Annotated in this window: 27 protein-coding genes; 2 read left to right on the top strand and 25 right to left on the bottom strand. The window is 61.3% G+C overall.

Translation table 11 applies throughout. From position 1 onward, the window contains the following. Nucleotides 1-6: 6 nt before the first annotated feature. The 15 genes from AC0Z8Z_RS17240 to AC0Z8Z_RS17310 form a co-directional block, all read right to left on the bottom strand. The gene (locus tag AC0Z8Z_RS17240) at nucleotides 7-612 is read right to left on the bottom strand and encodes a DUF4823 domain-containing protein (RefSeq protein WP_122535542.1); all 606 of its coding nucleotides are present in this window, start codon (nucleotides 610-612) and stop codon (nucleotides 7-9) included. Nucleotides 613-729: 117 nt separating this feature from the next. Then, entirely contained in the window at nucleotides 730-1,416 is a 687-nt protein-coding gene (locus tag AC0Z8Z_RS17245) for a TetR/AcrR family transcriptional regulator (RefSeq protein WP_122623755.1), read from the bottom strand. A gap of 482 nt (nucleotides 1,417-1,898) precedes the next feature. Next, nucleotides 1,899-2,684, bottom strand: a complete 786-nt coding sequence (locus AC0Z8Z_RS17250) for a TatD family hydrolase (protein WP_485619892.1) — start codon at nucleotides 2,682-2,684, stop codon at nucleotides 1,899-1,901. Between the two features lie 15 nt (nucleotides 2,685-2,699). Continuing rightward, nucleotides 2,700-3,056, bottom strand: coding sequence for a PilZ domain-containing protein (locus tag AC0Z8Z_RS17255; protein WP_037011754.1), 357 nt, complete (start codon nucleotides 3,054-3,056; stop codon nucleotides 2,700-2,702). Nucleotides 3,057-3,099: 43 nt separating this feature from the next. After that, on the bottom strand, nucleotides 3,100-4,086 hold the full coding sequence (locus tag AC0Z8Z_RS17260; RefSeq protein WP_485619893.1) for a DNA polymerase III subunit delta': 987 nt from the start codon (nucleotides 4,084-4,086) through the stop codon (nucleotides 3,100-3,102). Next, complete coding sequence (gene tmk / locus AC0Z8Z_RS17265; RefSeq protein ID WP_485619894.1) at nucleotides 4,079-4,723, bottom strand: dTMP kinase; 645 nt, start codon at nucleotides 4,721-4,723, stop codon at nucleotides 4,079-4,081. The genes AC0Z8Z_RS17260 and tmk overlap by 8 nt, the downstream gene beginning before the upstream one ends. 43 nt (nucleotides 4,724-4,766) lie before the next feature. Further along, on the bottom strand, nucleotides 4,767-6,020 hold the full coding sequence (gene mltG / locus AC0Z8Z_RS17270; RefSeq protein WP_485619895.1) for an endolytic transglycosylase MltG: 1,254 nt from the start codon (nucleotides 6,018-6,020) through the stop codon (nucleotides 4,767-4,769). 3 nt (nucleotides 6,021-6,023) lie between these two features. Further along, entirely contained in the window at nucleotides 6,024-6,839 is an 816-nt protein-coding gene (gene pabC / locus AC0Z8Z_RS17275) for an aminodeoxychorismate lyase (RefSeq protein ID WP_485620037.1), read from the bottom strand. After that, nucleotides 6,839-8,083: a beta-ketoacyl-ACP synthase II gene (fabF, locus tag AC0Z8Z_RS17280; protein WP_485619896.1), complete on the bottom strand. Its 1,245-nt coding sequence runs from the start codon at nucleotides 8,081-8,083 to the stop codon at nucleotides 6,839-6,841. Before fabF ends, pabC begins: the two co-directional genes overlap by 1 nt. 107 nt (nucleotides 8,084-8,190) lie before the next feature. Further along, the gene (gene acpP / locus AC0Z8Z_RS17285; RefSeq protein ID WP_007987170.1) at nucleotides 8,191-8,427 is read right to left on the bottom strand and encodes an acyl carrier protein; all 237 of its coding nucleotides are present in this window, start codon (nucleotides 8,425-8,427) and stop codon (nucleotides 8,191-8,193) included. Nucleotides 8,428-8,613: 186 nt separating this feature from the next. Then, complete coding sequence (gene fabG, locus AC0Z8Z_RS17290) at nucleotides 8,614-9,351, bottom strand: 3-oxoacyl-ACP reductase FabG (RefSeq protein WP_037011760.1); 738 nt, start codon at nucleotides 9,349-9,351, stop codon at nucleotides 8,614-8,616. 15 nt (nucleotides 9,352-9,366) lie between these two features. After that, complete coding sequence (fabD, locus tag AC0Z8Z_RS17295) at nucleotides 9,367-10,305, bottom strand: ACP S-malonyltransferase (protein WP_485619897.1); 939 nt, start codon at nucleotides 10,303-10,305, stop codon at nucleotides 9,367-9,369. A gap of 138 nt (nucleotides 10,306-10,443) precedes the next feature. After that, nucleotides 10,444-11,451, bottom strand: a complete 1,008-nt coding sequence (plsX, locus tag AC0Z8Z_RS17300) for a phosphate acyltransferase PlsX (protein ID WP_485619898.1) — start codon at nucleotides 11,449-11,451, stop codon at nucleotides 10,444-10,446. Nucleotides 11,452-11,455: 4 nt separating this feature from the next. Next, nucleotides 11,456-11,638 carry a 50S ribosomal protein L32 gene (rpmF, locus tag AC0Z8Z_RS17305; protein WP_003179396.1) on the bottom strand — a complete coding sequence of 61 codons (183 nt, stop codon included), beginning with the start codon at nucleotides 11,636-11,638 and terminating at the stop codon, nucleotides 11,456-11,458. A 13-nt stretch (nucleotides 11,639-11,651) separates the two neighbouring features. Continuing rightward, nucleotides 11,652-12,179, bottom strand: a complete 528-nt coding sequence (locus AC0Z8Z_RS17310) for a YceD family protein (RefSeq protein ID WP_065993122.1) — start codon at nucleotides 12,177-12,179, stop codon at nucleotides 11,652-11,654. Nucleotides 12,180-12,285: 106 nt separating this feature from the next. Here AC0Z8Z_RS17310 and AC0Z8Z_RS17315 point away from each other — a divergent pair, with 106 nt between their 5' ends. After that, the gene (locus AC0Z8Z_RS17315; protein ID WP_485619899.1) at nucleotides 12,286-12,864 is read left to right on the top strand and encodes a Maf family protein; all 579 of its coding nucleotides are present in this window, start codon (nucleotides 12,286-12,288) and stop codon (nucleotides 12,862-12,864) included. 73 nt (nucleotides 12,865-12,937) lie between these two features. Here the strand turns inward: AC0Z8Z_RS17315 and AC0Z8Z_RS17320 are convergent, their stop codons facing one another. From AC0Z8Z_RS17320 to rluC, 3 genes are read right to left on the bottom strand one after another with little or no spacing between them, the layout of a single operon-like run. After that, nucleotides 12,938-13,930 (bottom strand): S49 family peptidase, encoded by a 993-nt coding sequence (locus tag AC0Z8Z_RS17320; protein WP_485619900.1) that lies wholly within the window; start codon nucleotides 13,928-13,930, stop codon nucleotides 12,938-12,940. Nucleotides 13,931-13,937: 7 nt separating this feature from the next. Next, complete coding sequence (locus AC0Z8Z_RS17325) at nucleotides 13,938-14,618, bottom strand: HAD-IA family hydrolase (RefSeq protein WP_485619901.1); 681 nt, start codon at nucleotides 14,616-14,618, stop codon at nucleotides 13,938-13,940. Beyond that, nucleotides 14,608-15,567, bottom strand: a complete 960-nt coding sequence (gene rluC / locus AC0Z8Z_RS17330) for a 23S rRNA pseudouridine(955/2504/2580) synthase RluC (RefSeq protein ID WP_122535554.1) — start codon at nucleotides 15,565-15,567, stop codon at nucleotides 14,608-14,610. The genes AC0Z8Z_RS17325 and rluC overlap by 11 nt, the downstream gene beginning before the upstream one ends. A gap of 722 nt (nucleotides 15,568-16,289) precedes the next feature. On the opposite strand from rluC, the gene rne reads away from it, so the two are divergent. Then, nucleotides 16,290-19,628, top strand: a complete 3,339-nt coding sequence (gene rne / locus AC0Z8Z_RS17335) for a ribonuclease E (protein WP_485619902.1) — start codon at nucleotides 16,290-16,292, stop codon at nucleotides 19,626-19,628. Between the two features lie 92 nt (nucleotides 19,629-19,720). Here rne and AC0Z8Z_RS17340 read toward each other — a convergent pair whose 3' ends face one another. The 7 genes from AC0Z8Z_RS17340 to AC0Z8Z_RS17370 are packed head-to-tail and all read right to left on the bottom strand — an operon-like array spanning nucleotide 19,721 to nucleotide 24,504. After that, nucleotides 19,721-20,317 carry a nucleotidyltransferase family protein gene (locus tag AC0Z8Z_RS17340; RefSeq protein ID WP_485619903.1) on the bottom strand — a complete coding sequence of 199 codons (597 nt, stop codon included), beginning with the start codon at nucleotides 20,315-20,317 and terminating at the stop codon, nucleotides 19,721-19,723. A gap of 59 nt (nucleotides 20,318-20,376) precedes the next feature. Then, a complete protein-coding gene (gene murB / locus AC0Z8Z_RS17345) occupies nucleotides 20,377-21,396 on the bottom strand; it encodes a UDP-N-acetylmuramate dehydrogenase (protein WP_485619904.1) in 1,020 nt (339 codons plus the stop codon). A 46-nt stretch (nucleotides 21,397-21,442) separates the two neighbouring features. Further along, a complete protein-coding gene (gene kdsB / locus AC0Z8Z_RS17350; protein WP_205487137.1) occupies nucleotides 21,443-22,207 on the bottom strand; it encodes a 3-deoxy-manno-octulosonate cytidylyltransferase in 765 nt (254 codons plus the stop codon). Further along, a complete protein-coding gene (locus tag AC0Z8Z_RS17355) occupies nucleotides 22,204-22,389 on the bottom strand; it encodes a Trm112 family protein (protein WP_003174668.1) in 186 nt (61 codons plus the stop codon). Before AC0Z8Z_RS17355 ends, kdsB begins: the two co-directional genes overlap by 4 nt. Nucleotides 22,390-22,406: 17 nt before the next feature. Beyond that, nucleotides 22,407-23,402: a tetraacyldisaccharide 4'-kinase gene (lpxK, locus tag AC0Z8Z_RS17360; RefSeq protein ID WP_485619905.1), complete on the bottom strand. Its 996-nt coding sequence runs from the start codon at nucleotides 23,400-23,402 to the stop codon at nucleotides 22,407-22,409. Further along, nucleotides 23,402-23,833 carry an ExbD/TolR family protein gene (locus tag AC0Z8Z_RS17365; protein WP_172609192.1) on the bottom strand — a complete coding sequence of 144 codons (432 nt, stop codon included), beginning with the start codon at nucleotides 23,831-23,833 and terminating at the stop codon, nucleotides 23,402-23,404. The genes lpxK and AC0Z8Z_RS17365 overlap by 1 nt, the downstream gene beginning before the upstream one ends. Further along, complete coding sequence (locus AC0Z8Z_RS17370; protein ID WP_172609193.1) at nucleotides 23,830-24,504, bottom strand: MotA/TolQ/ExbB proton channel family protein; 675 nt, start codon at nucleotides 24,502-24,504, stop codon at nucleotides 23,830-23,832. Before AC0Z8Z_RS17370 ends, AC0Z8Z_RS17365 begins: the two co-directional genes overlap by 4 nt. Nucleotides 24,505-24,519: the final 15 nt, after the last annotated feature.

The following is a 24,519-nucleotide window of genomic DNA, read 5'->3' on the forward strand; positions in this document are numbered from 1 at the left end:
CACTCCTCAGCGGGCTGAGACGCCCAGCAAACCGCGAGCGTAAGCCTCCATCGGGGGTCCTAGCAAATCCTCGGGCTTGGTGTCGTACAACGTCAGCAGACCACCACGCAGGTGAATGCGTGCCGAATCTATGAGATAGCGGGTGTTGGTTTCGATCAGCATCAGCTGAATAACGCCGTTGTCGATGCCCAGACGGTCCACCGCTTCCTGGTCCGACCACTCGTCGAATGTGCCGATGCGGTCATCGGCCTTGGCGAAACGGGCGTACAGCAGGTAGTGCGCGCCGGCAGCCCGGGCCTCGTTCATCGCGTCATCCAGACCTTCCGGGGCGCGAGCACGGCGGACCATCGGGAAGTATTCGATAAACCCGTTGAAGGCCTCTTCGGCCACGACGTTGCGACGCGGGTAGGCACCGCCCGGCGGTGCGAAGGCGCCCTGGGCGATATAGATGAACGAGTCAGGTTGCACGCGAAAGTTGTTCAACCGACGGGTCGAGCTGTGATCCAGCAGCCCGGCGTCGCTGAGCTCATCGTGAGCGCCTTGTGCCAGATCGCTGACGTGCATGCAGCCACTCAACGCCAGTAGAGCCAGCAGTAAAACCAGGCTACGCATTGTTATCTCCAAAATCCGGCGACGGAAAACCGGCGAATGGCCAGTTAATGCAGCTTTTGCGCCATGTCGGACTTGGAGAAGGCTTGGCTCGCTGAATGGGCTTAACGCGGCTGCGCTTTATTCAACAGCCGAGTCGGCCTGTGAGTCGGATCGAAGCTCTGGTTTAGCCTCGAGCCCGTGATCGACATCCCGCTTGCGCTTGTTACCCATGCGCACGCCGATGTCCATCAGGAACTGGAAGAACCCTTCCTGATCTTCAAGGACATTGCTCCAGAACGGCGAGTGGTACAGCGCCACCGCGCCGTGGACCAGCGCCCAGGCGGCGCAGTAATGGAAATACGGCGGAACGTCTTCCAGCTTGCCTTCGGAAATCCGGCCCTTGATCAGCAAGGTCAGGTGTTCGAAGTTCGAAGCGCGGATCTTGTGCAGCTCCTCCACCAGCTCCGGCACCTGATTGCCCTTGACCACCTTCTCTTCAAGCCGGTCGAACAGGCGATAGCGCTGGGGGTCGCGCATGCGGAATTCAAAGTACGCCCGGGACAGCGCTTCCTTATCCTTGTCGACATCCGCCGAATGCAGCAGCTCGTTCAAATCACGCTCGTAGTCGAGCATCAGGCGCAGATAAATCTCGGCCTTGGATTTGAAGTGTTTGTAGATGGTGCCTTTGCCGATACCCACGGCATCCGCAATCATCTCGACGGTGACGCTGTCTTCGCCCTGCTCGAGGAAGAGCTTGAGTGCGGTGTCGAGAATCTCCTGCTCACGGCGGCGAAACTCACGGACTTTACGAGGTTCTTTCTGCATAGGAGGAGACTGTGGGTTCGGAATCGGAAGCGGCACATTATGCCTATCCCGTAGCAGAATGCACGGATCATCCGACCTATATCCGTTTTCTGACGGATTTCGCTGTCGGCAGGCAAAAGGGAAACGATCGAGGCCGAGGCAGTCTCGTTTTTTGGCAGGATCGGCTGGATGGTCGAGAATCCGGAAGGGTCGGCGGAATTGCGGTATCAGCAGCCCTTCAGGTATTCCAAAACTGTTTAAAAATCGTACAGTCGGCGGCTGGACGCCTGCGGATTATAGCCAATACTTATATTCGCCACCGCCGCATCTCCCCCAAGTGCAGCGTTGGTAAGGACACCAATGGACAGCGTGTCTTTGTTTTACTCCTAATGGTCTTAACCCGGATTCACCCCCCAGAACCCGGGTTTTTTTTGCCTGCGATTTGACCAGCGCCCGGGCTTGCCGCGGCGCAAGCGCTGGAAAGCAACGCATGCACCGGGGAGTCAGCCTTTGACGCGCGCCAGCGGGAACAGCCGCTTGAAGTTCTCGCTGGTCTGCTCGGCAAAACGCTCGTAGGTCTCGCCGCGCAACATCGCCAGAAACTCGGCCACTTCACGCACGTATTGCGGCAGGTTCGGCTTGCCCCGATAAGGGATAGGCGCCAGGTACGGCGAGTCGGTCTCGACCAGCAGCCGGTCGGCGGGCACTTTACTGGCGACGTCCCGCAACGCGTCAGCATTGCGGAAGGTGACGATGCCGGACAGCGAAATATAAAACCCCAGATCCAGCGCAGCCTTGGCCATGTCCCAGTCTTCGGTGAAGCAATGCAACACACCCGCTTGTGGCAAAGCGGCCTCGCGCAACAGCGTCAAGGTGTCGGCCCGCGCTCCGCGGGTATGAACGATCACCGGCTTGCCGGTCACGTTGGCCGCTTGCAGATGAAGCCGGAACGAGGCCTGTTGCAACTCGGCAGCCTCAGGTTCGTAGTGATAATCCAGACCGGTTTCGCCGATGGCCACCACGCGCGGATGATTCAGCTCGCCGAGCAGCCACTCCAGTGCAGGCGCCTCGCCGGGCTTGAGGTCAAGGGGGTGAATGCCGACCGAGCAATCAACGTCGTCGTAACGGTCGGCCAACGCTTTTACGGCGCTGGCGTTGTCAGCGCTGACGCCGATGCACAGGAAGTGCCCGACGCCCCGCTCTCTCGCCGCTTGAAGGGCGTTGTCGAGGGAGCCGTCGTGGGCGCTGAGGTCGAGGCGGTCAAGGTGGCAATGGGAATCTACAAGCATGGCGGCGGGGGCAACTTACATCGTGTGGGTAGGACGGTCGGACTTAAGCGCTCCGGCCAGGTAGTTTTCAATCATATTGCGCGCGGTGTTGTCGCCATCGTTGAACTGCACCCCAACGCCAGCGGCGCGGTTTCCCTGAGCACCCTTCGGGGTGATCCAGGTGACCTTGCCCGCGACCGGAATCTTTTCAGGCTCGTCCATCAGGTTGAGCAGCATGAACACTTCATCGCCCAGCTTGTAGCTTTTGCTGGTGGGAATGAACAGGCCGCCGTTTTTGATGAACGGCATGTACGCGGCGTACAGGACGGACTTGTCCTTGATGGTCAGGGACAGAATGCCGTTTCGTGGACCTGGACTCAGTGGCACGCTCATCTCGTTTCCTCAGGCAATGCATGATGTCATGCAGATGGCCAGTCTAACCCTGTCCGGTCAGGCCTGCCCACTGCACCAATAACGCTTCGAGCAACAAAACCCGGTTGAGGTTCGCTTTTGACATGACCTTCTGGCGCTGCAGCAGGACCCAGTCCTGTATCGCCAGCACATTGCGCTGGGATGATTTCTGCGCCAGGTATTGCACAACCTTGCGCATGTCGGCCAAGCCCAGGCCTTCTTCATCCTGGGTCAATTGATAGCGCAGGATCAGGTTTGACCAGTCGCAGAACCAGTCGAACAGCAGCATCAACGGGATGTCTTTCCAGCCTTCGGCCAGCTGGGTCGGCGATTGCTGGCCCTTGAGCAGCTTTTTAACACCGTCGACCACCAGCGCCCGTTGCTCATGAACGCCCTGGGCCTGCAGCTTGACCGCCACCAGCGGCGAACCGGCCGCGAGGGTCAGCAGATCGGCGCGTTCCTGATCGGTGCAATCGGGCAGTGCATCGGCCAGCCAGGCGATGCTCATGGCGTCGCTGGGCAAAGGACACGCCTGTTGCACGCAACGGCTCTTGACCGTGGGCAGCAGCCGACTCGGCTGATGGCTGACCAGCAACAGGACGGTGTTGCCCGAAGGCTCCTCCAGGCTTTTCAGCAGGGCGTTGGCGGCGTTGATGTTCATCGCCTCGACCGGTTCTATCAGCACCACCTTGCGCCCGCCCATCTGCGCGGTTTGCACCACGAAGCTGACCAGGTCGCGCACTTGATCGACCTTGATCGCCTTGTCGGCTTCTTCAGGCTCCAGCACGTAATGGTCAGGGTGACTGCCGGCCGCCAGCAGCGAGCAGGATTTGCATTGGCCGCAGGCCTCCAGGCCTGCCGGGCGCTGGCACAGCAGCAGGTACATCAAACGCTCGGCCAGCGCCCGCTTGCCGATACCGGCCGGGCCGTGCAGCAAATAGGCGTGAGCATGCTGCTTGCGGTCTGCCAGTTGCTGCCACAGGCCGTGCTGCCAGGGATAGGCTTCAGCCATGCCGGCGAGCCGCCAGCAGAGCGATCAGGTCGGGGACCAAAACATCGAGGGACGCCTGAACGTCAGTCAACGGCAGCGACGCGTCCACCAGGCGATAACGCTCGGGGGCGGCGGCCGCGCGGGACAAGTAGGTACTACGCACGGCGCCGAAGAATGCTCGGCCCTCTTGCTCGAAACGGTCGAGCTGACCCCGAGCGGAAGCGCGGGCCAGGCCGATTTCGATGGGCAGATCGAACACCAGGGTCAGATCCGGACGCAGCGCACCCTGGACGAAATCTTCCAGCACGGCGATACGCTCGATGGGCAGGCCTCGGCCGCCTCCTTGATACGCGTACGTGGCATCGGTAAACCTATCGCAAAGCACCACGGCCCCTCGCGCCAGCGCCGGGCGAATCAGCGCGGCGAGGTGTTGCGCGCGGGCGGCGAACATCAGCAGCAGTTCGGTATCCACGAACATCGGCTCGTCACCGGGCGTCAACAGCAGCTCGCGGATGCGCTCGGCTAACGGCGTACCACCGGGCTCACGGGTCAGGACGACATCAATGCCCTCATTGCGCAGCCGTTCGGCAAGGTACTCGCGGTTGGTGCTCTTGCCCGCGCCTTCGGGGCCTTCCAGGGTAATAAACAAGCCGGTCACGGGCAGTCCTTGGTCAGATTCATGGCGAGAGTGCTCGCGGTTGTCATTTGCCGGGGTCATTGGCTGGAGCCGAAGGCGTTTCAGCGTCTGTCTGCGGTTTCGGCGAGTGCTCGCTCGCGCTCGGCTCTACAGACTTGGACTCAACTGACTTAGTCTCTGCAGCGTTGGACTCTGTCGGCTGCGCATCAGTACGTTGTGATTCCAGGGGCTGCTGTTCGGATGCGGGCTTATCGAGGGAATCAGCCGGCGCCGCCGGTGCGACGACCGGCGCCGGGCTGGAACGATAATCCGCGCGACGCTTGAGCTGAAACTCCTTCACCGCCGCATTATGCGCATCCAGATCGGCGGAGAATACGTGACTGCCGTCTCCTCTTGCCACGAAGTACAGGCTGTTGCCGGCCACCGGGTGCATCGCCGCATGGATCGCCTCGCGCCCGACCATGGAAATCGGCGTTGGCGGCAAGCCTGAGATGAGGTAAGTGTTGTACGGCGTAGGCTCCTTCAGCAACGCGCGGGTGATCTTGCCGTTGTACCGGTCGCCGAGGCCGTAAATGACGGTCGGATCGGTCTGCAGCAACATGCCCTGTTGCAAGCGACGCACGAACACGCCGGCAATCTGGCCGCGCTCCTGAGGCACGCCGGTTTCCTTTTCCACCAGCGACGCCATGATCAGCGCCTGGTAGGCATCGGTATACGGCACATCGGCAGCGCGTTTCTCCCACTCTTCCTGGAGCACTTCATCGAGGCGGTTGTAGGCTTGTTTGAGCAGCTCGACGTCGGTCATGCCGCGCACGTAGCGATAAGTGTCCGGGAAAAACCGGCCTTCGGGGAAGACGTCCGGATGGCCCAGCTTCGCCATCAACTCGGTGTCACTGAGCTCGCTCGCTGTTTGCTCCAGCTTGACCTGCCTGGCCAGCGCCGCGCGCACCTGACGGAATGTCCAGCCCTCCACAAGGGTGACGCTGTACTGCACCACTTCACCTTTTTGCCAGAGATCGAGCAGCGACTCGGCGTTCATGCCCGGCACCATGCGGTATTCGCCGCTGTGCAGCGACTGGCCCTGCAGATTGAAGCGCCAGTACAAACGCAGCCAGAACGCATCCTTGATGACACCGTCGGCCTGCAACCGATTCAGCACGCCGGTTGGCGAAGAGCCCGCCGGCACATCCAGCAGTTTTTCCTGGGTGAGATTGAGGGACTGTTGCAGCGCGCTGCTCTGCTGCCAATAAGCCACACCCAGCAACAGCCCCGCCAGAACCACACCTGTTTCCAGCAAGACGAGTAATTTTCGGATCACGAATCAGATATCCAGAAGCCCGCGAACAAGGTGTTGGAGTTTACGGGTCAGCGGCCCAACCGGCCAGTTCAGATGCTCGACGCCGCGTACCGGCCAGATGCCGTACAGGCTGTTGCAGACGAACACCTCGTCGGCCTTTTGCAGGTCGGACATCTGCAGGTCAAGCTCACGGGCCGGCATGTTCTCGCGCTCCGCCAGCGCCAGGATCTCGGCCCGCATCACACCGGCCACGCCGCAGCGGCGCAGGTGCGGCGTCAGCAACATCCCGGCCTTGACCATAAACAGATTGCTGTACACCGCTTCGACGATGCGCCCTGACACGTCCCGCATCAGCCCTTCGGCGTACTCGGCACTTTGCCATTCGCCACGAGCCAGGACTTGCTCAAGGCGACTGAGGTGCTTGAGCCCGGCCAGCAGCGGCTGCTCGGCGAGGCGGGTCTGACAAGCGAACAGTTTGATGCCCTGCTCTGCATGGCTTTCAGGGTAAGCCGGCAGCGGGCCCCCTTGGAGGATGCGTCGCGGCAGCGCGTCCGAAGCGGGGGCATAACCACGCACACCATCGCCCCGGGTGACGATGAGCTTCATCACGCCTTCACCCAGATGGGCGGCGAATCGGCGGCATTCCTGCTCAACCAGCGCCAGATCCACGTTAAGTGCCAGGCGCTGCGCTCCCAGCGTCAGACGCTGCAGATGACGGGGGAAGAGCACTGGTTGCCCGGCCTTGACGAGGACGGTCTCGAAGAGACCATCGCCGTACGCCAGACCCCGATCCTTGACGGCAACGGAGTCAGCAGCAAGGCCATCGATCCAGCTCGCAATCATTCGGTGTACCGGCGGAAGACCAGGGAACCGTTGGTGCCACCAAAACCGAAGGAGTTGGAGATCACCACGTCGATCGGCATCTTGCGCGGCTCGTGGGGAACGAAGTCCAGGTCACAGCCTTCGTCCGGCTCATCGAGATTGATTGTCGGTGGTGCAACCTGATCCCTGATTGCCAGGACGCTGAAAATCGCTTCGATCGCACCGGCGGCGCCCAACAGGTGGCCTGTCATCGACTTGGTCGAACTGACGGCCAGTTTGTAGGCGTGTTCGCCAAACACCTTCTTGATGGCGCTGACTTCGGCCAGATCGCCCGCAGGCGTCGAGGTGCCGTGGGCATTGATGTACTGCACCTCATCCGGATGAACCTTGGCGTCACGCAGAGCATTGGTGATGCAGCGCGCGGCACCGGCGCCGTCATCCGGCGGTGAAGTCATGTGAAACGCATCGCCACTCATGCCGAAGCCGATCAGCTCGGCGTAAATGGTCGCGCCCCGCGCTTTGGCGTGCTCGAGTTCTTCGAGGACCATGGCGCCGGCACCGTTGGACAGCACAAAGCCGTCACGGCCCTTGTCCCACGGACGGCTGGCGCGCGCGGGCTCATCGTTGCGGGTGGACAGCGCGCGCGAAGCGCCGAAGCCGCCCATACCCAGGCCGCAGGCGGCCATTTCAGCGCCGCCGGCAATCATCACGTCGGCTTCGTCGTACGCGATGTTGCGCGCGGCCATGCCGATGCAATGGGTGCTCGTGGTGCAGGCAGTGGCGATGGCGTAGTTGGGACCCTGTGCGCCGAGGTGGATCGACAGGAACCCGGAAATCATGTTGATGATCGACCCCGGCACGAAGAACGGGGAAATCTTGCCAGGACCCTGCTCATGCATCAGCCGGCTGGTGTTTTCAATGTTGGTGAGGCCCCCGATGCCCGATCCCATCGCCACGCCGACGCGCTCGCGATTGGTGTCGTCGATCTCGATACCGGAGTTGCGCACGGCCTGAAAGCTGGCAGCCAGCCCGTACTGGATGAACAGGTCGAGTCTGCGGGCCTCTTTGGCCGACAGGTATTCCTCGACGTTGAATCCCTTCACCGAACCGCCGAAGCGGGTGGTGTATTGGGACAGGTCCGTGTGTTCGATAGGCCCAATGCCACTCTGGCCAGCCAGAATGCCTTGCCAGGTGCTCGGCACATCCGTGCCCAAAGGCGTCAGCATACCCATACCGGTGACCACGACGCGTCTACGCGACACAGGACTCTCCTTTCTTCTATTGATGAAACGCTGCCCTATTCAAAGAAAAAACCGCACGCCAGGGGCAGTGCGGTTTCTCCAGGACAGCAAACTACGATTACAAAATCTTACGCCTGGTGGGCAGTAACGTAATCGATAGCGGCTTGTACGGTGGTGATCTTCTCGGCTTCTTCGTCAGGGATTTCGGTCTCGAATTCCTCTTCCAGAGCCATTACCAGCTCTACGGTATCAAGGGAGTCGGCACCCAGGTCTTCAACGAAGGAAGCAGTGTTGACGACTTCCTCTTCCTTGACGCCAAGTTGTTCGGCAACGATTTTCTTGACGCGCTCTTCGATGGTGCTCATACCGTGTTTTAACTCCTAGTGGACAAATTCAGGCAGCTGGCCGATGGGTAAGTGTATAGAAGAGGTTTTGCGCATTTCAAGCTAAACGCAATTCCCGCTACGCCCAACAGCCCTCTACCCCTTAAAAGATTTCAGCTTTATAACGGATTTTAGACAGCCCGTATGACATTTTTTCGATACGACCGGTCACATGTACATGCCGCCGTTAACGGGGATTGTAGCCCCGGTCACGTAGCCTGCACCTTCTGAGGCAAGAAAAGCGACAACATGCGCTATCTCTTCTGCCTGCCCCAGTCGGCCCAAAGGAATCTGGGCCGTCAGGGAATCACGTTGCGCTTCTGGCAGCTCGCGGGTCATGTCAGTGTCGATGAAACCCGGCGTCACCGAGTTGACCGTCACTGCGCGCGACCCGACTTCACGTGCCAGAGCACGGCTGAAGCCTTCCAGACCCGCCTTGGCGGCTGCGTAGTTTACTTGACCTGCGTTGCCCATGGCACCCACCACCGAACCAATGCTGATGATCCGGCCCCAGCGCGCCTTGGTCATCCCGCGCAGAACGCCTTTAGATAGGCGAAACAGACTGCTCAGGTTGGTGTTGATGACGTCATGCCACTCGTCATCCTTCATGCGCATCATCAGGTTGTCACGGGTGATACCGGCGTTGTTGACCAGGATCAACGGCGCACCCACGCGCTCGGTGATCTGGGCGAGCGCAGCGGCAACGGATTCGTCGCTGCCTACGTCCAGCGCCAGGCCGAAGCCTTCGATGCCGTTTTCCTTGAAATAAGCGGTGATCTTCTCGGCGCCGGATTCGGACGTCGCCGTGCCCACAACGGTAGCGCCGTTACGACCCAGTTCAAGGGCGATCGCCCGGCCAATGCCTCGGCTCGCGCCGGTGACAAGTGCAACTTTACCCTGACTCATGCAGGCGTCTCCTAATCAGGCCAGCGCCGCACGAGCGGCGGCGAAGGCGTCTGGGGTATTGAGGTTGTGGGTGGCCACGCCATCGGCGCAACGCTTGTTCAATCCGGCAAGCACCTTGCCCGGGCCGCATTCGACCAGTTGCAGGGCGCCCTGGGCTGCCAGCGTCTGGATCGATTCAACCCAGCGCACTGGCTTGTAGAGCTGCTGCAGCAGATCGGCTTTAAGGGTATCGAGGTCGGACACGACACCTGCGGTGACGTTCTGCACCAGCGGGATCTGCGGCACCTGCCAGTCAATGGCAGCGATCGACTCGGCGAAGCGTTCCGCCGCCGGGCGCATCAGCTCACAGTGCGAGGGCACGCTCACCGGCAACGGCAAGGCACGCTTGGCGCCTTTGGCCTTGCAGACGTCGATGGCGCGCTCAACGGCGGCCTTGGCACCGGCAATCACGACTTGTCCGGGTGAATTGAAATTCACCGCACTGACCACCTCGCCCTGAGCCGCTTCGGCACAGGCAGCAATGACCACCGCATCGTCCAGGCCCAGAATGGCCGCCATGCCCCCCTGCCCCGCAGGCACAGCTTCCTGCATCAGCTGACCCCGACGCTCGACCAGCTTCACCGCATCGGCAAGTGTCAGGCTGCCGGCCGCAACCAGCGCGCTGTATTCACCCAGACTGTGGCCGGCGACATACGCCGGGCGCACGCCGCCTTCCGCCAGCCACAGACGCCACAAGGCGACCGACGCGGTAAGAATGGCAGGCTGGGTTTTATCGGTCTGATTGAGGCTTTCTTCCGGGCCCTGCTGGGTCAGCGCCCAGAGGTCATAGCCCAGAGCATCGGAAGCTTCTTTGAACGTTTCCAGCACCAGCGGATGCTGCGCGCCCAGCTCGGCCAGCATGCCGAGGGACTGCGAGCCTTGGCCCGGAAAGACAAATGCGACGGAAGCAGACATTAACAAGCCCCTGATTATTGTCGTCAAAATGAGCGTCCGGCGGGCCGAACGCGAAGTAATTCAATGTGTTGCGATGGACAGTTGGATGACCACTCGGTCACAGGCGTCACATTCTAGCCCAAGACTAGGATCGAAGCCCTAAAGCAGATCCTCAAGACGACCGCGCAAGCGCTGTGGCAGGTTTTCCTGAATCTCGATCAGCGCCCGCTGTATCGCGCTCTGGAAACCCTGAGCATCGGCCGAGCCGTGACTCTTCACCACGATGCCCTGCAGCCCCAGAAAACTGGCGCCGTTGTGCCGCGCCGGCGCCAGGTCGGCCTTGAGTCTGCCGAGCACAGGCCTTGCCATCAAACCCACCAGCCGCGACAGCAGGTTGCGGCGAAACAACCGCTCGATCCGCTCGCCAATCATCAACGCCAGGCCTTCGCTGGATTTCAGCAGCACATTGCCGACGAAGCCGTCGCAAACCACCACATCAGCCTCACCCCGATAGAGGCCATCGCCTTCGACAAAGCCGATGTAATTCAGCCCGGGCGCAGCCTGCAACAGACCAGCCGCCAGCTTGACCTGCTGATTGCCCTTAATGTCTTCGGTGCCGACGTTCAGCAGTGCGACTCTGGGTCGCACCACGCCCAGCGCCTCTGCCGCCACCGAACCCATCACGGCGAACTGGTAAAGATGCTCGGCGGTGCAATCGACGTTCGCGCCCAGATCCAGCAACTGGCAATAACCACTGCGTGTCGGCATCGCGGCCACCATGGCCGGGCGGTCGATGCCCGGCAGGGTTTTCAACACAAACCGGGACAGCGCCATCAAGGCGCCGGTGTTGCCTGCACTGACACAGGCGTGGGCCTTGCCTTCGGCGAGAAGCCCCAGCGCGACGCGCATCGACGAATCAGGCTTGCCGCGCAAGGCCTGGGACGGGCGCTCATCCATGGTGATGATTTCGCTGGCGTGCACAACGCGCAGGCGTGAGCGATCGACACCGGAGTGGCGTGCGATGAGTTCTTCAAGAAGGGAGGATTGACCGACGAGGGTCAGGTGTAACGAGGGTGTAGCGAGCAGGCAGGCAATGCTGGCCTGAACAATGTTGCGGGGACCGAAGTCCCCGCCCATTGCGTCGATCGCGATGACCGGAGCAGACAAGAAATTACTCGTCAGCGCCCTTGTCGATCACTTTACGGCCACGGTATACGCCTTCTGGCGATACGTGGTGACGCAGGTGAACTTCACCGGTGGTTTTTTCTACAGACAGAGTGCTAGCCTCGAGAGCGTCGTGCGAACGACGCATGTCACGGGCAGAGCGGGATTTTTTGTTCTGCTGAACAGCCATAATTGATTAACTCCTAAACGTTTGGGTCACGCTTTAACTGCGCCAATACACTGAACGGGTTGGACCGCGTTACCTCGTCCTCGCTCGGCTCGGACTCGTTGAGGTCCGCCGGCGGCTGGCATTCTTTCGGATCATGAGTTGGAACAATGGGCAAGGCGAGCAGAAGCTCATCCTCGATCAAAGCCAGCAGATCCATGGGATCTTCGCCGAGTTCCAGCACGTCATAGCCTTTCGGCAACGACTGGGTGTTTGCACCCTCCTTCACCACCGCATAACTGCATTCGCTGTGGATCGGAAAGGTGACCAGCTCAAGACAACGCTGGCAAACCATTTTGACTTCGACGTCAATTGCACTGTGGATAACCACAGCGCGCTGCTCGTCTCGCTCAAAAACGAATTTCGCCTGCACCGTACCGAGATTGTCAGCAAGCGGGTCGCAGAGTCTCTCCAAATCAGCCAGCAGCATCTCTCCCTGAAGAGTAGTGCCACGATCAGCTAATTTGCGCGGGTCAACGTGAGGTGGAATCGGGTCATTCAACATAGGCGCAGCATTTTAGGGACGACCCTTGCGACTGTCAAAGGAAATTCAGGCCTGTTCGCAACCTGAGCCGCTGATTACACTCGACTTTCATGTTACGGAGCACCCCATGCTGCCTCTACTCCTTGCTTCCAGCTCGCCCTACCGCCGCGAATTGCTCGATCGCCTGCGATTGCCGTTCGTCTGTGCCTCACCCGATATCGATGAAAGTCGTCGCCCAGACGAACCGTCCGTCGATCTTGTGACCCGCCTGGCGCGCGAAAAAGCCATGGCACTGGCTGACCAATTCCCCGACCACTTAATCATCGGGTCAGACCAGGTGGCCGTGCTTGGCGAACAGATTCTCGGCAAGCCCCACACGTTCGAGCGCGCGCTGGAACAGCTGAAGGCGAGCAGCGGCAACAGCGTCAGCTTCCTCACCGGACTTGTGCTCTTCAATAGCCGCACGGGTCAGTGCCAGGTTGATTGCGTGCCCTTCACCGTACACATGCGCCAGCTGGACGACGCTCGCATCAGCCGCTACCTGCACGCCGAACAACCCTATGACTGCGCCGGCAGCTTCAAGGCCGAAGGACTGGGCGTCAGTCTGTTCCGCAGCACCGAAGGCCCCGATGCGACCAGCCTGATCGGTCTTCCTTTAATACGCCTGGTGGACATGCTGATGAACGAGGGCGTCGAACTGCCCTGACCTCGCTAAAAAAACCGATACGAAAAGCCCGACCATTGGCCGGGCTTTTCATCACACATCAAGACTGCCGCGATCAGCGCAGGGACGGCCCAGTGAAGCCTGCCCACATCGCGATCTGCTCAGCGACGCTGGCGCCCATCTTTTTGGAGAAACGATCAAACGGCGACTCTTTAACCGTGTAATCGACCATCTCTTTCTCGCCGATGATATCGCGCGCCACATAGCTGGCACTGCCAAGCCCATCGACCAGCCCCAAGCCCACCGCCTGCTCGCCCGTCCAGACCAGCCCCGAGAACAACTCCGGATGCTCCTTGTCCTTCAGGCGATCACCGCGACCCGCTTTGACGCTGGCGATGAACTGGTTGTGAGTGGTGTCCAGAACACCCTGCCAGAACGCAGTCTCGTCAGCCTTTGGCGGCTGGAACGGGTCAAGGAAGGCCTTGTGCTCGCCCGAGGTATAGGTACGACGGTCAACACCCAGCTTCTCCATCGTGCCGACGAAACCGAAACCGGCCGCCGTGACACCGATCGAACCCACCAGACTGGCCTTGTCGGCATAAATCTGGTCGGCGGCGCTGGCGATGTAATACGCACCGGACGCCCCGAGATCCGTGATCACCGCATACACCTTGATGTTCGGCTTCTGCGCACGCAATCGTCGGATTTCATCGTAGATGTAGCCGGACTGCACCGGACCGCCGCCTGGGCTATTGATGCGCAGAATCACGCCCTTGGTTTTTTCGTCCTCGAACGCTGCCCGCAGGCTGCCAACGATATTGTCGGCACTGGCGGCCTCGGTGTCGGCGATCATGCCCTTCACTTCGATCAGCGCCGTGTGACTGGCGCTGCGCGAGGCGCCCTTGCCGAAATCCATGAGCGGCGAAAACAACGCCAGCGCGCCGAACAGATAAAGAAAGGTCAGGGACTTGAAAAAGATTCCCCAGCGTCGCGACCTGCGCTGCTCCTGCACACTGGCGAGCAGGGTCTTTTCCAGCAGTTTCCAGCTTTTTGCATCCCCTGCGTCGTCGCGCTCTGGCGAAGACGGAGATTTCCATTCGTCCGACATAGATCAGTTACCCCAACAACGAAGTTTCAGCAGTCCGCGCACCCAACCAGGTGCGCAATTCGGAAAAGTGCTCGATCGCCAGACGCGGCTGGTATTGAAGCAGAGACCCTAGCGCTTGCGCGCCATACCCGACAGCCACTGAATCCATTCCGGCATTGCGAGCCATGAGCAGATCGAACGAAGCATCGCCAATCATCAGCGCCTTTTCAGGCCTGACGCCGCAATGCTGCAGGATTTCATTCAGCATCAGCGGATCCGGCTTGCTGGCCGTTTCGTCTGCTGCGCGGGTGGCGTCGAAGAAGTCGGTCCAGCCGTGCGCCTTTAACACTCGATCCAGGCCACGCCGGGCCTTGCCGGTGGCGACCGCCAGGCGATAGCCCTCGGCACGAAATGCCTCCAGCGACTCATGCACACCGTCGAACAGTTTAGAAGGCTCAACGTCCATGGCCATGTAACGGTCGGCGTAGTGCTGCCGGAACTCGATCAGGTCATTGGCCGTGATGTCCGGGTACAAGGTGCGAATCGCTTCCGGCAAACCCAGACCAATAATGCCCTTGATGGCTGCATCATCATGTACCGGACGACGGGCAAGGTGCGCGGCGGCTTGCATCGCGTCGACAATACGACCGATAGAGTCGGACAGCGTACCGTCCCAATCGAAGATCAGCAGTTCGTAATCAGGGCGCAAGCAGCAGTCGCTCCACGGTCTTGGCCCACATCTCGTCGACGGGCGCTTCAACTTTAAGCTCGCCACCGTCCGGCAGCGGCACGGTCAGGGCGTAGGCGTGCAGGAACAGGCGCTTGCCGCCGAGGTCTCGGATTTCACGACTGAAATCCTCATCACCGTACTTCGGGTCACCGGCAATGCAGTGGCCGGCATGCAAGGCGTGCACGCGAATCTGGTGGGTGCGGCCCGTGATTGGCCGGGCTTCGACCATGGTGGCGAAGTCTCCAAAGCGGCGCAGGACCTTGAACAGGGTCAGCGCCTCCTTGCCCTCTTCGTTGACTTCGACCATGCGCTCGCCAGAGCGAAGATTGCTCTTGAGCAATGGCGCACGGACCTGCTTCTGCGCGGTCGGCCAGTTTCCGCGGACCAGCGCCATGTAGCGCTTATCCACGCCATCGCCGCGCAACTGCTCGTGCAGGTGACGCAACATGCTGCGCTTCTTGGCGATCATCAACAGCCCGGAGGTGTCACGGTCCAGACGGTGGACCAGCTCCAGCTCCTTGGCGTCAGGCCGCAGCTGACGAAAGGCTTCGATGACCCCGAAGCTCAAGCCGCTGCCGCCGTGAACGGCGATGCCGGCAGGCTTGTTGAGGACGATCAGGCCTTTGTCTTCATGGACGATGGCCGCTTCCAGACGCTGCAGCAGACCCTGGGCAACGGGCACAGGTTCGTCGCGCTCAGGCACGCGAACGGGCGGGACGCGCACGACGTCGCCCGCCTGAAGCTTGTACTCGGGCTTGATCCGGCCTTTGTTCACGCGCACTTCGCCTTTGCGCAAAATGCGGTAAATCAAGGTCTTGGGAACGCCCTTGAGGTACGTGATCAGAAAGTTATCGATGCGTTGACCGGCAAATTCCGGCGCAACCTCTACCAGCCGGACGCCGGGGGTTGGGGGGGTGAGATTTGTCATGGCGCAAATCATAACAATTTTTTATGGATTTGAAGCACTTAATGATTGCTGCTATAGTCGCGAACGCCGCCAAAAGCGGCCTGGACAGCGGACAAACGGTATGACAGCCGGCCCTGTTCAACGCAATTCACGAGGGCGCGAGGCCGTCCTACGGGGCTTTCGGTGACAACGGAAGATATGCGAGCGTAACGAGCGCAGGTGACATGAGGCCTGAAACAAGCCCGATCGCAGAGTGAGTCACTCGCCATCGAGGCCCACGTTCAAGGCCAGTTCACAAAGTGCAGTCGCTGGCAGTCGCACCGGGCGAATGCTTCGGAAACCATGCCTTATTTGAGCCATGACGCGCGAACTTCCCCTGGAAGATCGCGATAAATGCAACCCGCTGCGGATTCAGCGCGCGGCAGCACCCGAATTATCAGGGATACGTGTGGGGTGGAGACGCACAACCGTCGGACTGTGTAGCACAAGGCTTTATTCAAGACGCTTCATATCGTCCGCTACCGATGGTTGATTCCTCCTCCTGACAAAGCTTTTGCTGACAGGGTGTCATTTGTCACCACAGCAAGCAGGAACGTCGTCGCGACTCGGCCCCGCTGGCCGAACCTCGTTAGACACTGGAGTGTTCAAGCACTCCTGACGTGCCCTGACACCGACCGTGAGAAGTCGTGTGTGCCGAACGCCGTTTCCGGCAGCCCGGAAACCGACGGTACTACATGAAAAGAATGCTGATTAACGCAACTCAACCCGAAGAGTTGCGTGTTGCGCTGGTAGACGGCCAGCGCCTCTACGACCTGGACATCGAATCCGGGGCCCGCGAACAGAAGAAGGCCAACATCTATAAAGGCCGGATCACGCGTATCGAACCCAGCCTCGAAGCCGCGTTTGTCGACTTCGGCTCCGAGCGTCACGGCTTTCTGCCGCTGAAAGAAATCTCCCGCGAATACTTCAAGAAGTCGCCCGAAGGCCGCGTCAACATCAAGGACGTCCTGAGCGAAGGCCAGGAAGTCATCGTTCAGGTCGAGAAAGAAGAGCGTGGCAATAAGGGCGCAGCCCTGACCACATTCATCAGCCTCGCAGGTCGTTATCTGGTCCTGATGCCGAACAACCCTCGCGCCGGCGGCATCTCGCGTCGTATCGAAGGCGAAGAGCGCAACGAGCTGCGTGAAGCGCTGAACGGCCTGATCGCCCCTGCCGACATGGGTCTGATCGTTCGCACTGCCGGCCTTGGCCGCAGCAGCGAAGAAATGCAGTGGGACCTCGATTACCTGCTGCAACTGTGGACCGCGATCAAAGAGGCTTCCCTCGACCGCTCCGCACCGTTCCTGATCTATCAGGAAAGCAACGTCATCATCCGCGCCATCCGCGACTATCTGCGCCAGGACATCGGCGAAGTGCTGATCGACAGCGTCGAAGCCCAGGAAGAAGCGCTGACCTTCATCCGTCAGGTGATGCCGCAGTACGCCAGCAAGATCAAGCTCTACGAAGACAGCGTTCCGCTGTTCAACCGTTTCCAGATCGAAAGCCAGATCGAAACCGCCTTCCAGCGCGTCGTCGAACTGCCTTCGGGTGGCTCCATCGTCATCGATCCGACCGAAGCACTGGTGTCCATCGACATTAACTCGGCGCGCGCCACCAAGGGCAGCGATATCGAAGAGACCGCCCTGCAGACCAACCTTGAAGCGGCTGAGGAAATCGCCCGTCAACTGCGTCTGCGCGACATCGGCGGCCTGATCGTCATCGACTTCATCGACATGACCCCGGCCAAGAACCAGCGCGCCGTGGAAGAAAAGGTCCGTGAAAGCCTCGAAGCGGACCGTGCCCGCGTTCAGGTCGGTCGCATCTCGCGCTTCGGCTTGCTGGAAATGTCCCGTCAGCGTCTGCGTCCCTCCCTGGGCGAGAGCAGCGGTATCGTTTGCCCGCGTTGCAACGGCACCGGCATCATCCGTGACGTTGAATCGCTGTCGCTGGCGATCCTGCGCCTGATCGAAGAAGAAGCGCTGAAAGACCGTACGGCCGAAGTGCGCGCTCAAGTGCCGATCCCGGTCGCTGCGTTCCTGCTCAACGAAAAACGCAATTCGATCACCAAAATCGAACTGCGCACCCGCGCGCGCATCATCATTCTGCCAAACGACCATCTCGAGACCCCGCACTTCGAAGTGCAGCGTCTGCGTGATGACAGTCCGGAAGCCCACAGCCTGCAGACCAGCTATGAAATCGCTGCCGCTGCTGCTGAAGTGGAAGAAGTGGCGCCGCCTGCCGCCGCCACCCGCACCCTGGTTCGTCAGGAAGCGGCAGTCAAGACCGCCCCGGCCCGTGCCAATGCACCGGTTCCGGTTGAAGCCGCTGCGCCGGTCGCTGTTGCGCCTGCACCGGTCGCCCATGAGCCAAGCCTGTTCAAGGGCCTGGTGAAATCGCTGGTCAGCCTGTTCGCTTCCAAAGAAGAGCCTGCTGCTGTCGCGCCTGCCGCGGTGGTTGAAAAACCGGCTACCGAGCGTCCTGCGCGCAATGACGAGCGCCGTAATGGCCGTCAGCAGAGCCGCAGCCGTAACGGCCGTCGTGACGAAGAGCGCAAGCCGCGTGAAGAACGTGCGCCGCGTGCCGATCGCGAAGAACGCGCACCCCGTGAAGAGCGTGCCCCACGCGAAGAGCGCGCGCCTCGTGAAGAGCGTGCACCGCGCGAACCGCGTGAAGAAACCACGGCACCGCGCGAAGAGCGTCCGGCCCGTGCGCCACGGGAAGAGCGTCAGCCACGTGCTGGACGTGAAGACCGCAAGCCGCGTGAAGAGCGTGTGCGTGAACTGCGTGAGCCGATCGACGCCGCACCGGCGGTCAACCTGCCCCGCGAAGAACGCCCTGAGCGCGCTCCGCGTGAAGAGCGTCAGCCACGTGCACCGCGTGAAGAGCGTCAACCGCGCGCTGAACAGGCTGCAGTGGCTGCCGAAGACGAAACCCTGCTGACCACCGAAGAGCAACAGGATGACAACCAGGAGCACGCCGAAGGCGATCGCCCTCGTCGTCGTTCACGCGGTCAGCGTCGTCGCAGCAACCGTCGCGAGCGTCAGCGTGACGCCAATGGCAATGAAATCGAAGGCAGCGAAGGCGTTGAGGGTTCGGAAGGTTCTGAAGCCAACGACGGCGAAGGCAGCGAGCGTGGTCATGAGTCCCATGACGAAGTGCACGCGAATGCTGACCGTGGCAACGTCGCCGCCAGTGCAAGCGTTGCGGCAGTAGCGGAGCGCGTCATCAGCGCCACGGCCGAAGCCGATGCTCACCGTCAGGCTGAACGTGCTAACACGTCCGTTGAAGCCAGCGCGACTGAAGCAGCACCGATCGCTCAGGCCCATGAAGCAGCGCCAGAAGCGCCTGCCGTTGAAACTCCTGCGCCTGAAGCCAGGCGTTCGGTGATGCCAGAAGTGGAAGTAGCCACATTCGACGCCTCGCTGAGCCCGTTCGAACGTCAGGTGAAAGCAGCCGCTGAAGCCGAATCGACCGACGCGCCAGCCAGTGCCGAGTCTTCGGTTGCTGTTGAAGCGCCAGCGGTTGTGGAAGCCCCGGCGTTTATGCCGACTCCTGCACTGGTGCATGAGGCGGTTGAAGTAGCCGTCGCTGAGCCGGTTCACGTTGTTGAACCTGTTAAAGCCGAGCATGTCCAGGCGACCGAGCCTGTTCAGGCGGCCGAGCCTGCCAAAGCACCTGAGCTCGTTCAGATCACTGAACCGGCTCAGGCTGCAGAGCCAGAGCAAGCCAAGGCGCCGGAAATCGAGGCACCGAAAGTCGTCGAACCCGTTGCTCAGCAGCCTGGGGCCGCTGAACCGGTCATCGCCCCGGCCGTCGAAGCAGCCGCTCAGACCGCAGCACCGGAAATCGTCGCCGCGCCAGTGGCGGTCGAACCTCCTCAGGCGCCGGTTGCAGAACCGGCCAAAGAAGAAACACCTGCGCTGCCGGTTGCCAGCAATGGCCGTGCACCGAACGATCCTCGTGAAGTGCGTCGCCGTCGTCTGGAAGCCGAGCGTCAGCAGAAGGAGGCGCAAGCCTCGGATGAGCCTAAACCGCTCGTTTAATCGGCTGTAACCAAAAAGCCCCACCTGTGTGAACAGGTGGGGCTTTTTTATGCCTGCCGTCTAGGGGACCTGAGGTTATGCGGAGTGTGAGATCAGCGCGGTTGAAAGGTCAGCGCAGCGGGGACGTCCACGTCCCACAACACGCCCGGGTCGTCGACCTCGATCTCCTTGATCCGCGCGCCCTGGAATAACCTTTTGGCGCCCTTCTCCCCCGCCAGCGCCATGAGCGCCGGCCCGAACGCACGACCAAAAGCGACTGGGTGCCCATACTTTCCGCCATGGAGCGGTACGCTGATGGCGTTGTCCTCCACCGAACGGGCCACACGTTCGAGGGTGTGAGGATCAATGAAAGGCATGTCGCCCAACGCAATCAACCAGCCGCGATGGGCGGGCTCGGCCGAAACGGCTGCGGCGATGCTGTCGCCCATGCCGGGGGAATCCAGTACCACCACTTCATAGCCATGGCGCAGGCCCAACTCGGCAACGCTGCAGTAATCGGCTCGGGTCAGCAGGACGGTCTTATCGGCCAGGGGGCTGACGGTGACAAGCACCTGCTCCAGCACAGATCGCTCCGTGCCGTCACGCCCGAGGCATTGCGCCAGAAGCTTGTTACGGTGGTCACCGGCAACTGCGCGGTATCGGCTGCCGTGGCCCGCCGCCAGCACGATCGCGCATAGGGTTTCACTCATGGTTAACCCTCTCACTGAATAGCGACTAAGTGACGCTCAAACCGGAGGACACGCCCCGATCAATAGAGGTTGGGTTCCATTTCCAGCGCAACACCGAAGCGCTCGAGGATGTCCGCCTGAATCCGCTGCGCCAGAGCGAGCAATTGCTCGCCCGATGCCTGGCCATAATTGACCAGCACCAGCGACTGCAGCGCATGAACCCCTGCGTCGCCGTCACGGAAGCCCTTCCAGCCCGCCTGCTCGATCAACCAGCCGGCCGCCAGCTTTACCTGGCCATCCGCCTGAGGGTAGCCGACGACGCCAGGGTGCGTAAGTTTGATGGCAGCCACACGCTCGGCGGACACCAGCGGGTTCTTGAAGAAGCTCCCTGCGTTGCCCAGCGTGGCGGGGTCCGGCAGTTTTTCGCTGCGAATGGCGCAGATCGCCCGGCTCACGTGCATCGGCGAAGGCTCTTTGATGCCCTGCTCTTCCAGGCGCTGACGCACCGGCCCGTAATCGAGGTGAAGGGTCGCCGAGTAGCTGAGCTTGAAGCGAACACGCAGGATCAGCCAACGGTTTGGCTGACGCTTGAATAAGCTGTCGCGGTAGCCGAACTCGCAGTCGGCCAGGACAAATTCCCGCAGCTCGCCGCTGTGCCGATCAATCGCGGTCAGGCTGTGAAAAACATCCTTGAGCTCAACGCCGTAAGCGCCGATGTTTTGCATCGGTGCAGCGCCGACGGTGCCGGGGATCAGGCTGAGGTTTTCCAGCCCCGCCAACCCCTGGGCGAGTGTGTCCAGCACGAACGGATGCCAGGGCTCGCCCGCCTCCGCTTCGACAATGGCGCCGTCGCAATCCTCGTGAACGATGCGGATGCCACGGCTGGCCATGCGCAATACAAGGGCATCGACGTCACGGGTCAGCAGCAAGTTGCTGCCGCCGCCGATGACCATCAACGGCACGTCGTGGCGGGTCGAATACGCCAAGGCCTCGCGTACGTCGTCGTCGCTGAACGCCTCGGCAAAGCGCCGGGCGCGGACATTTACGCCGAACGTGTTGTAGGGCTTGAGAGACACGTCGTGTTGCACATTCAGCGTCATGGATGCGTCCGCGAAAACAGTGGAAGAAGTACCAGACCCACGCTCATCAAGCCTCCAGCAGACGACGAACGCGTTCCAGGTCTTCCGCGGTATCGACGCCGGCCGGTGGCGCCTCGAGGGCGTCGGCCACGTGAATGCGCACACCGTGCCAGAGCGCACGCAACTGCTCGAGGTTTTCGGTGTTTTCCAGCCAGCATGGGCCCCAGCTGACGAAGTCGTGGAGAAACCCGGCGCGGTAGGCATAAATGCCGATGTGGCGGCGATACGGCACGCCTTCCGGCAGCGTGTCGCGGGACTTCGCCAAGGCATCGCGAGCCCAGGGCAGCGGCGCGCGGCTGAAAGTCAGCGCCAGGCCGTTGAGATCAGAGCAGACCTTGACCACGTTGGGATTGAACAGCGAGGTCACGTCCTCGATTGGCTCGGCGAGGGTCGACATGCGCGCCTCGGGATGAGCCGCAAGATTGTCGGCGACCTGATCGATCACGGCGGGCGGGATCATTGGCTCGTCGCCCTGGACGTTGACCACGATGGCGTCGTCGGCCAGACCCAGCTGGGCGGCGACTTCAGCCAGGCGGTCGGTGCCGGAATTGTGATCGTCGCGGGTCATCAGCACTTCGGCGCCGAACGCCTGGCAGGCGTCGACGATGCGCTGATCGTCAGTGGCAACCACCACGCGCTCTGCGCTGCTTTTGCGCGCCTGTTCCCAGACGTGCTGGATCATCGGCTTGCCAGCGATGGTTTTCAGTGGCTTGCCGGGAAAGCGACTGGAGCCGTAGCGCGCCGGAATGACAACGGTGAACGCTGCGGTCATTTGTCCAGACGCTCGTCAGTGGTAAGGGTGCGCGCTTCGCTTTCCAGCATTACCGGGATGCCGTCGCGGATCGGGTAGGCCAGACCGGCGCCTTTGCTGATCAGCTCGGTTTTGTCGGCGCTGAGCTTGAGCGGACCCTTGCAGATCGGGCAGGCAAGAATGTCGAGCAATTTGGTGTCCATAAGAGATCCTGAGCGAGTCATGGCAAAAGACGGGTTAACTGCGAATCGAACCAACTGACGAACGCCGGCGAAGGCACGGCTTCCACGGTCAGGTACCACCAGTCCGGCGCGGCAAAAGACGCGCATTTGACGGCGTCCTTCTCGGTCATGACCAGGGGCAATGCCGGGGTGAACGACAGCGCTTGGGCACTGAACACGGCGTGGTCGGCGAACGCATGTGGAACAGGCCGCCAGTGTAGTCCTTCGAGGGTGTTGAAGAAACGTTGTGGGTTACCGATACCGGCCACTGCGTGGACCTGCTGACCGCGCGAAAAATGATCGACCGGCCGGCGCTCACCGGTTACCAGGTTGACCAGCGCCGAGGGCTTGAGCTGAAACCCGAAGCCGTCTTCGCGATCCGCGCTCGCGCCGTTGTACAACAGCGCATCCACGCTGCGCAGCCGCTGGACCGGTTCGCGCAACGGGCCTGCCGGCAGGCAGCGGCGATTGCCAAGCCCGCGGACGGCATCGATCAGCACCAGTTCGAGGTCGCGATTCAGGCGATAGTGCTGCAGGCCGTCGTCGGAAAGAATGAGATCAAGGGGCTCTTCAGCCAGCAAGGCGCGCACGGCTTGCGAGCGATCCGGGTCGATCATCAACGGCACACCGGTGCGGTTGACGATCAGCAGCGGTTCATCGCCCGCATGCTCGGCACCTTGTTGCGGCCGTACGCGCCAGGGCAGGCTCGGCGGTTTTGCGCCGTAGCCCCGACTGACCACACCGACGCGCAGCCCGCGCGCCCGGCAATGATCGATCATCCAGAGAATCAGCGGCGTCTTGCCGGTGCCGCCGACGGTGATATTGCCGACGACCACCACCGGAACGGGCGCTTTATAAATGTCGCCCTGCCCTGCGAGGAAACGCGCACGCTTGCGGTTCACCACGCGCCGGTACAGGCATTCGAGCGGGCGCAGCAGCACCAGCGCCGGATGGCCGTTGTACCAGGCGTCGAGCAGTCGGTCAGTGAATGCCATCAGTTAGCCGATGCGGCCTCGACGGTGGTCATGCGCAAATGGGCGAAACCGAGTTTGCCGGCGGCGTCCATGGCGGTGATGACCGCCTGGTGCGGGGTCTTGCCGTCAGCGCTGATCGACAGCGGCAGACTGGTGTCGCCCTCGGATTCCTTCTGCAGGGCGTCGATGAGGGTTTCCAGCTTGCTGTCGCCCAGCAGGGTGTTGTTCACCGAATACACGCCGTCAGCATTGATGGTGATGTCGACGTGTTTCTTGTCGACGTCATCGGCCGAAGCGCCGGTCACCGCCTGGGGCAGGTCAACGCGCAGTTGGGTTTCCCGGGTGAACGTGGTGGTCACAACAAAGAACAGCAGCAGGATGAACACCACGTCGATCAGCGACACCAGATTGATGTCGATGGTCTCCCTGGGTTTGCGACGGCGGAATTTCACTTCTTCTTGCCCTCGCCACGTGCGGCAGCCTTGATGTCCGGCTTGGCGTCGGTGAGGTCGACGTCACGGTCGCCCTGCACGACTTCCACCAGTTTTATGGCTTCCTGTTCCATGCCGACCACCAGCTCATCGACGCGGGTTTGCAGATAGCGATGGAAGAAGATCGCGGGAATCGCAACGGTCAGGCCTGAAGCGGTGCAGATCAATGCCTTGCCAATACCGCCGGCAAGCATGCCGGCGTTTCCGGTCATGCCGCTGCTGGTGAACGAGCTGAAGATGTCGATCATGCCGAGCACGGTGCCCAGCAAACCCAGCAGCGGCGCCATGGCAGCGATGGTGCCGAGTGTTGCCAGATAGCGTTCGAGCTCGTGAATGACCCGGGCTGCGGCTTCCTCGATGCACTCCTTCATGATCTCGCGACCATGACGGGAATTGGCCAGACCGGCGGCGAGGATTTCACCCAGCGGCGAGTCGGCGCGCAGCTCCTTGAGCTTCTCGGCGCTCAGTTGCTTGTCCTGAATCCAGCGCCACACCTGGCCGAGCAAATGCGGCGGCGTGATGCGACTGGCGCGCAGGGTCCAGAGGCGTTCAATGATGATTCCGACGGCGGCGATGGAACTCAAAATGATCGGTAGCATCATCCAGCCACCTGATTTGACCAGCTCCCACACAGCGACCACCCCCTG

Source organism: Pseudomonas sp. 1L-C-7-B-C1 (assembly GCF_057291635.1).

Coding starts and splice junctions, on each gene's coding strand:
- AC0Z8Z_RS17340 (WP_485619903.1), bottom strand. CDS start 20,317: ATGAGTGAAACCCTATGCGCGATCGTGCTGGCGGCGGGCCACGGCAGC.
- rne (WP_485619902.1), top strand. CDS start 16,290: ATGCTGATTAACGCAACTCAACCCGAAGAGTTGCGTGTTGCGCTGGTA.
- acpP (WP_007987170.1), bottom strand. CDS start 8,427: ATGAGCACCATCGAAGAGCGCGTCAAGAAAATCGTTGCCGAACAACTT.
- rpmF (WP_003179396.1), bottom strand. CDS start 11,638: ATGGCTGTTCAGCAGAACAAAAAATCCCGCTCTGCCCGTGACATGCGT.
- AC0Z8Z_RS17355 (WP_003174668.1), bottom strand. CDS start 22,389: ATGGACACCAAATTGCTCGACATTCTTGCCTGCCCGATCTGCAAGGGT.
- AC0Z8Z_RS17255 (WP_037011754.1), bottom strand. CDS start 3,056: ATGAGCGTGCCACTGAGTCCAGGTCCACGAAACGGCATTCTGTCCCTG.
- lpxK (WP_485619905.1), bottom strand. CDS start 23,402: ATGGCATTCACTGACCGACTGCTCGACGCCTGGTACAACGGCCATCCG.
- rluC (WP_122535554.1), bottom strand. CDS start 15,567: ATGACAAATCTCACCCCCCCAACCCCCGGCGTCCGGCTGGTAGAGGTT.
- AC0Z8Z_RS17315 (WP_485619899.1), top strand. CDS start 12,286: ATGCTGCCTCTACTCCTTGCTTCCAGCTCGCCCTACCGCCGCGAATTG.
- murB (WP_485619904.1), bottom strand. CDS start 21,396: ATGACGCTGAATGTGCAACACGACGTGTCTCTCAAGCCCTACAACACG.
- fabD (WP_485619897.1), bottom strand. CDS start 10,305: ATGTCTGCTTCCGTCGCATTTGTCTTTCCGGGCCAAGGCTCGCAGTCC.
- AC0Z8Z_RS17320 (WP_485619900.1), bottom strand. CDS start 13,930: ATGTCGGACGAATGGAAATCTCCGTCTTCGCCAGAGCGCGACGACGCA.
- AC0Z8Z_RS17240 (WP_122535542.1), bottom strand. CDS start 612: ATGCGTAGCCTGGTTTTACTGCTGGCTCTACTGGCGTTGAGTGGCTGC.
- AC0Z8Z_RS17245 (WP_122623755.1), bottom strand. CDS start 1,416: ATGCAGAAAGAACCTCGTAAAGTCCGTGAGTTTCGCCGCCGTGAGCAG.
- AC0Z8Z_RS17250 (WP_485619892.1), bottom strand. CDS start 2,684: ATGCTTGTAGATTCCCATTGCCACCTTGACCGCCTCGACCTCAGCGCC.
- fabG (WP_037011760.1), bottom strand. CDS start 9,351: ATGAGTCAGGGTAAAGTTGCACTTGTCACCGGCGCGAGCCGAGGCATT.
- AC0Z8Z_RS17260 (WP_485619893.1), bottom strand. CDS start 4,086: ATGGCTGAAGCCTATCCCTGGCAGCACGGCCTGTGGCAGCAACTGGCA.
- kdsB (WP_205487137.1), bottom strand. CDS start 22,207: ATGACCGCAGCGTTCACCGTTGTCATTCCGGCGCGCTACGGCTCCAGT.
- AC0Z8Z_RS17310 (WP_065993122.1), bottom strand. CDS start 12,179: ATGTTGAATGACCCGATTCCACCTCACGTTGACCCGCGCAAATTAGCT.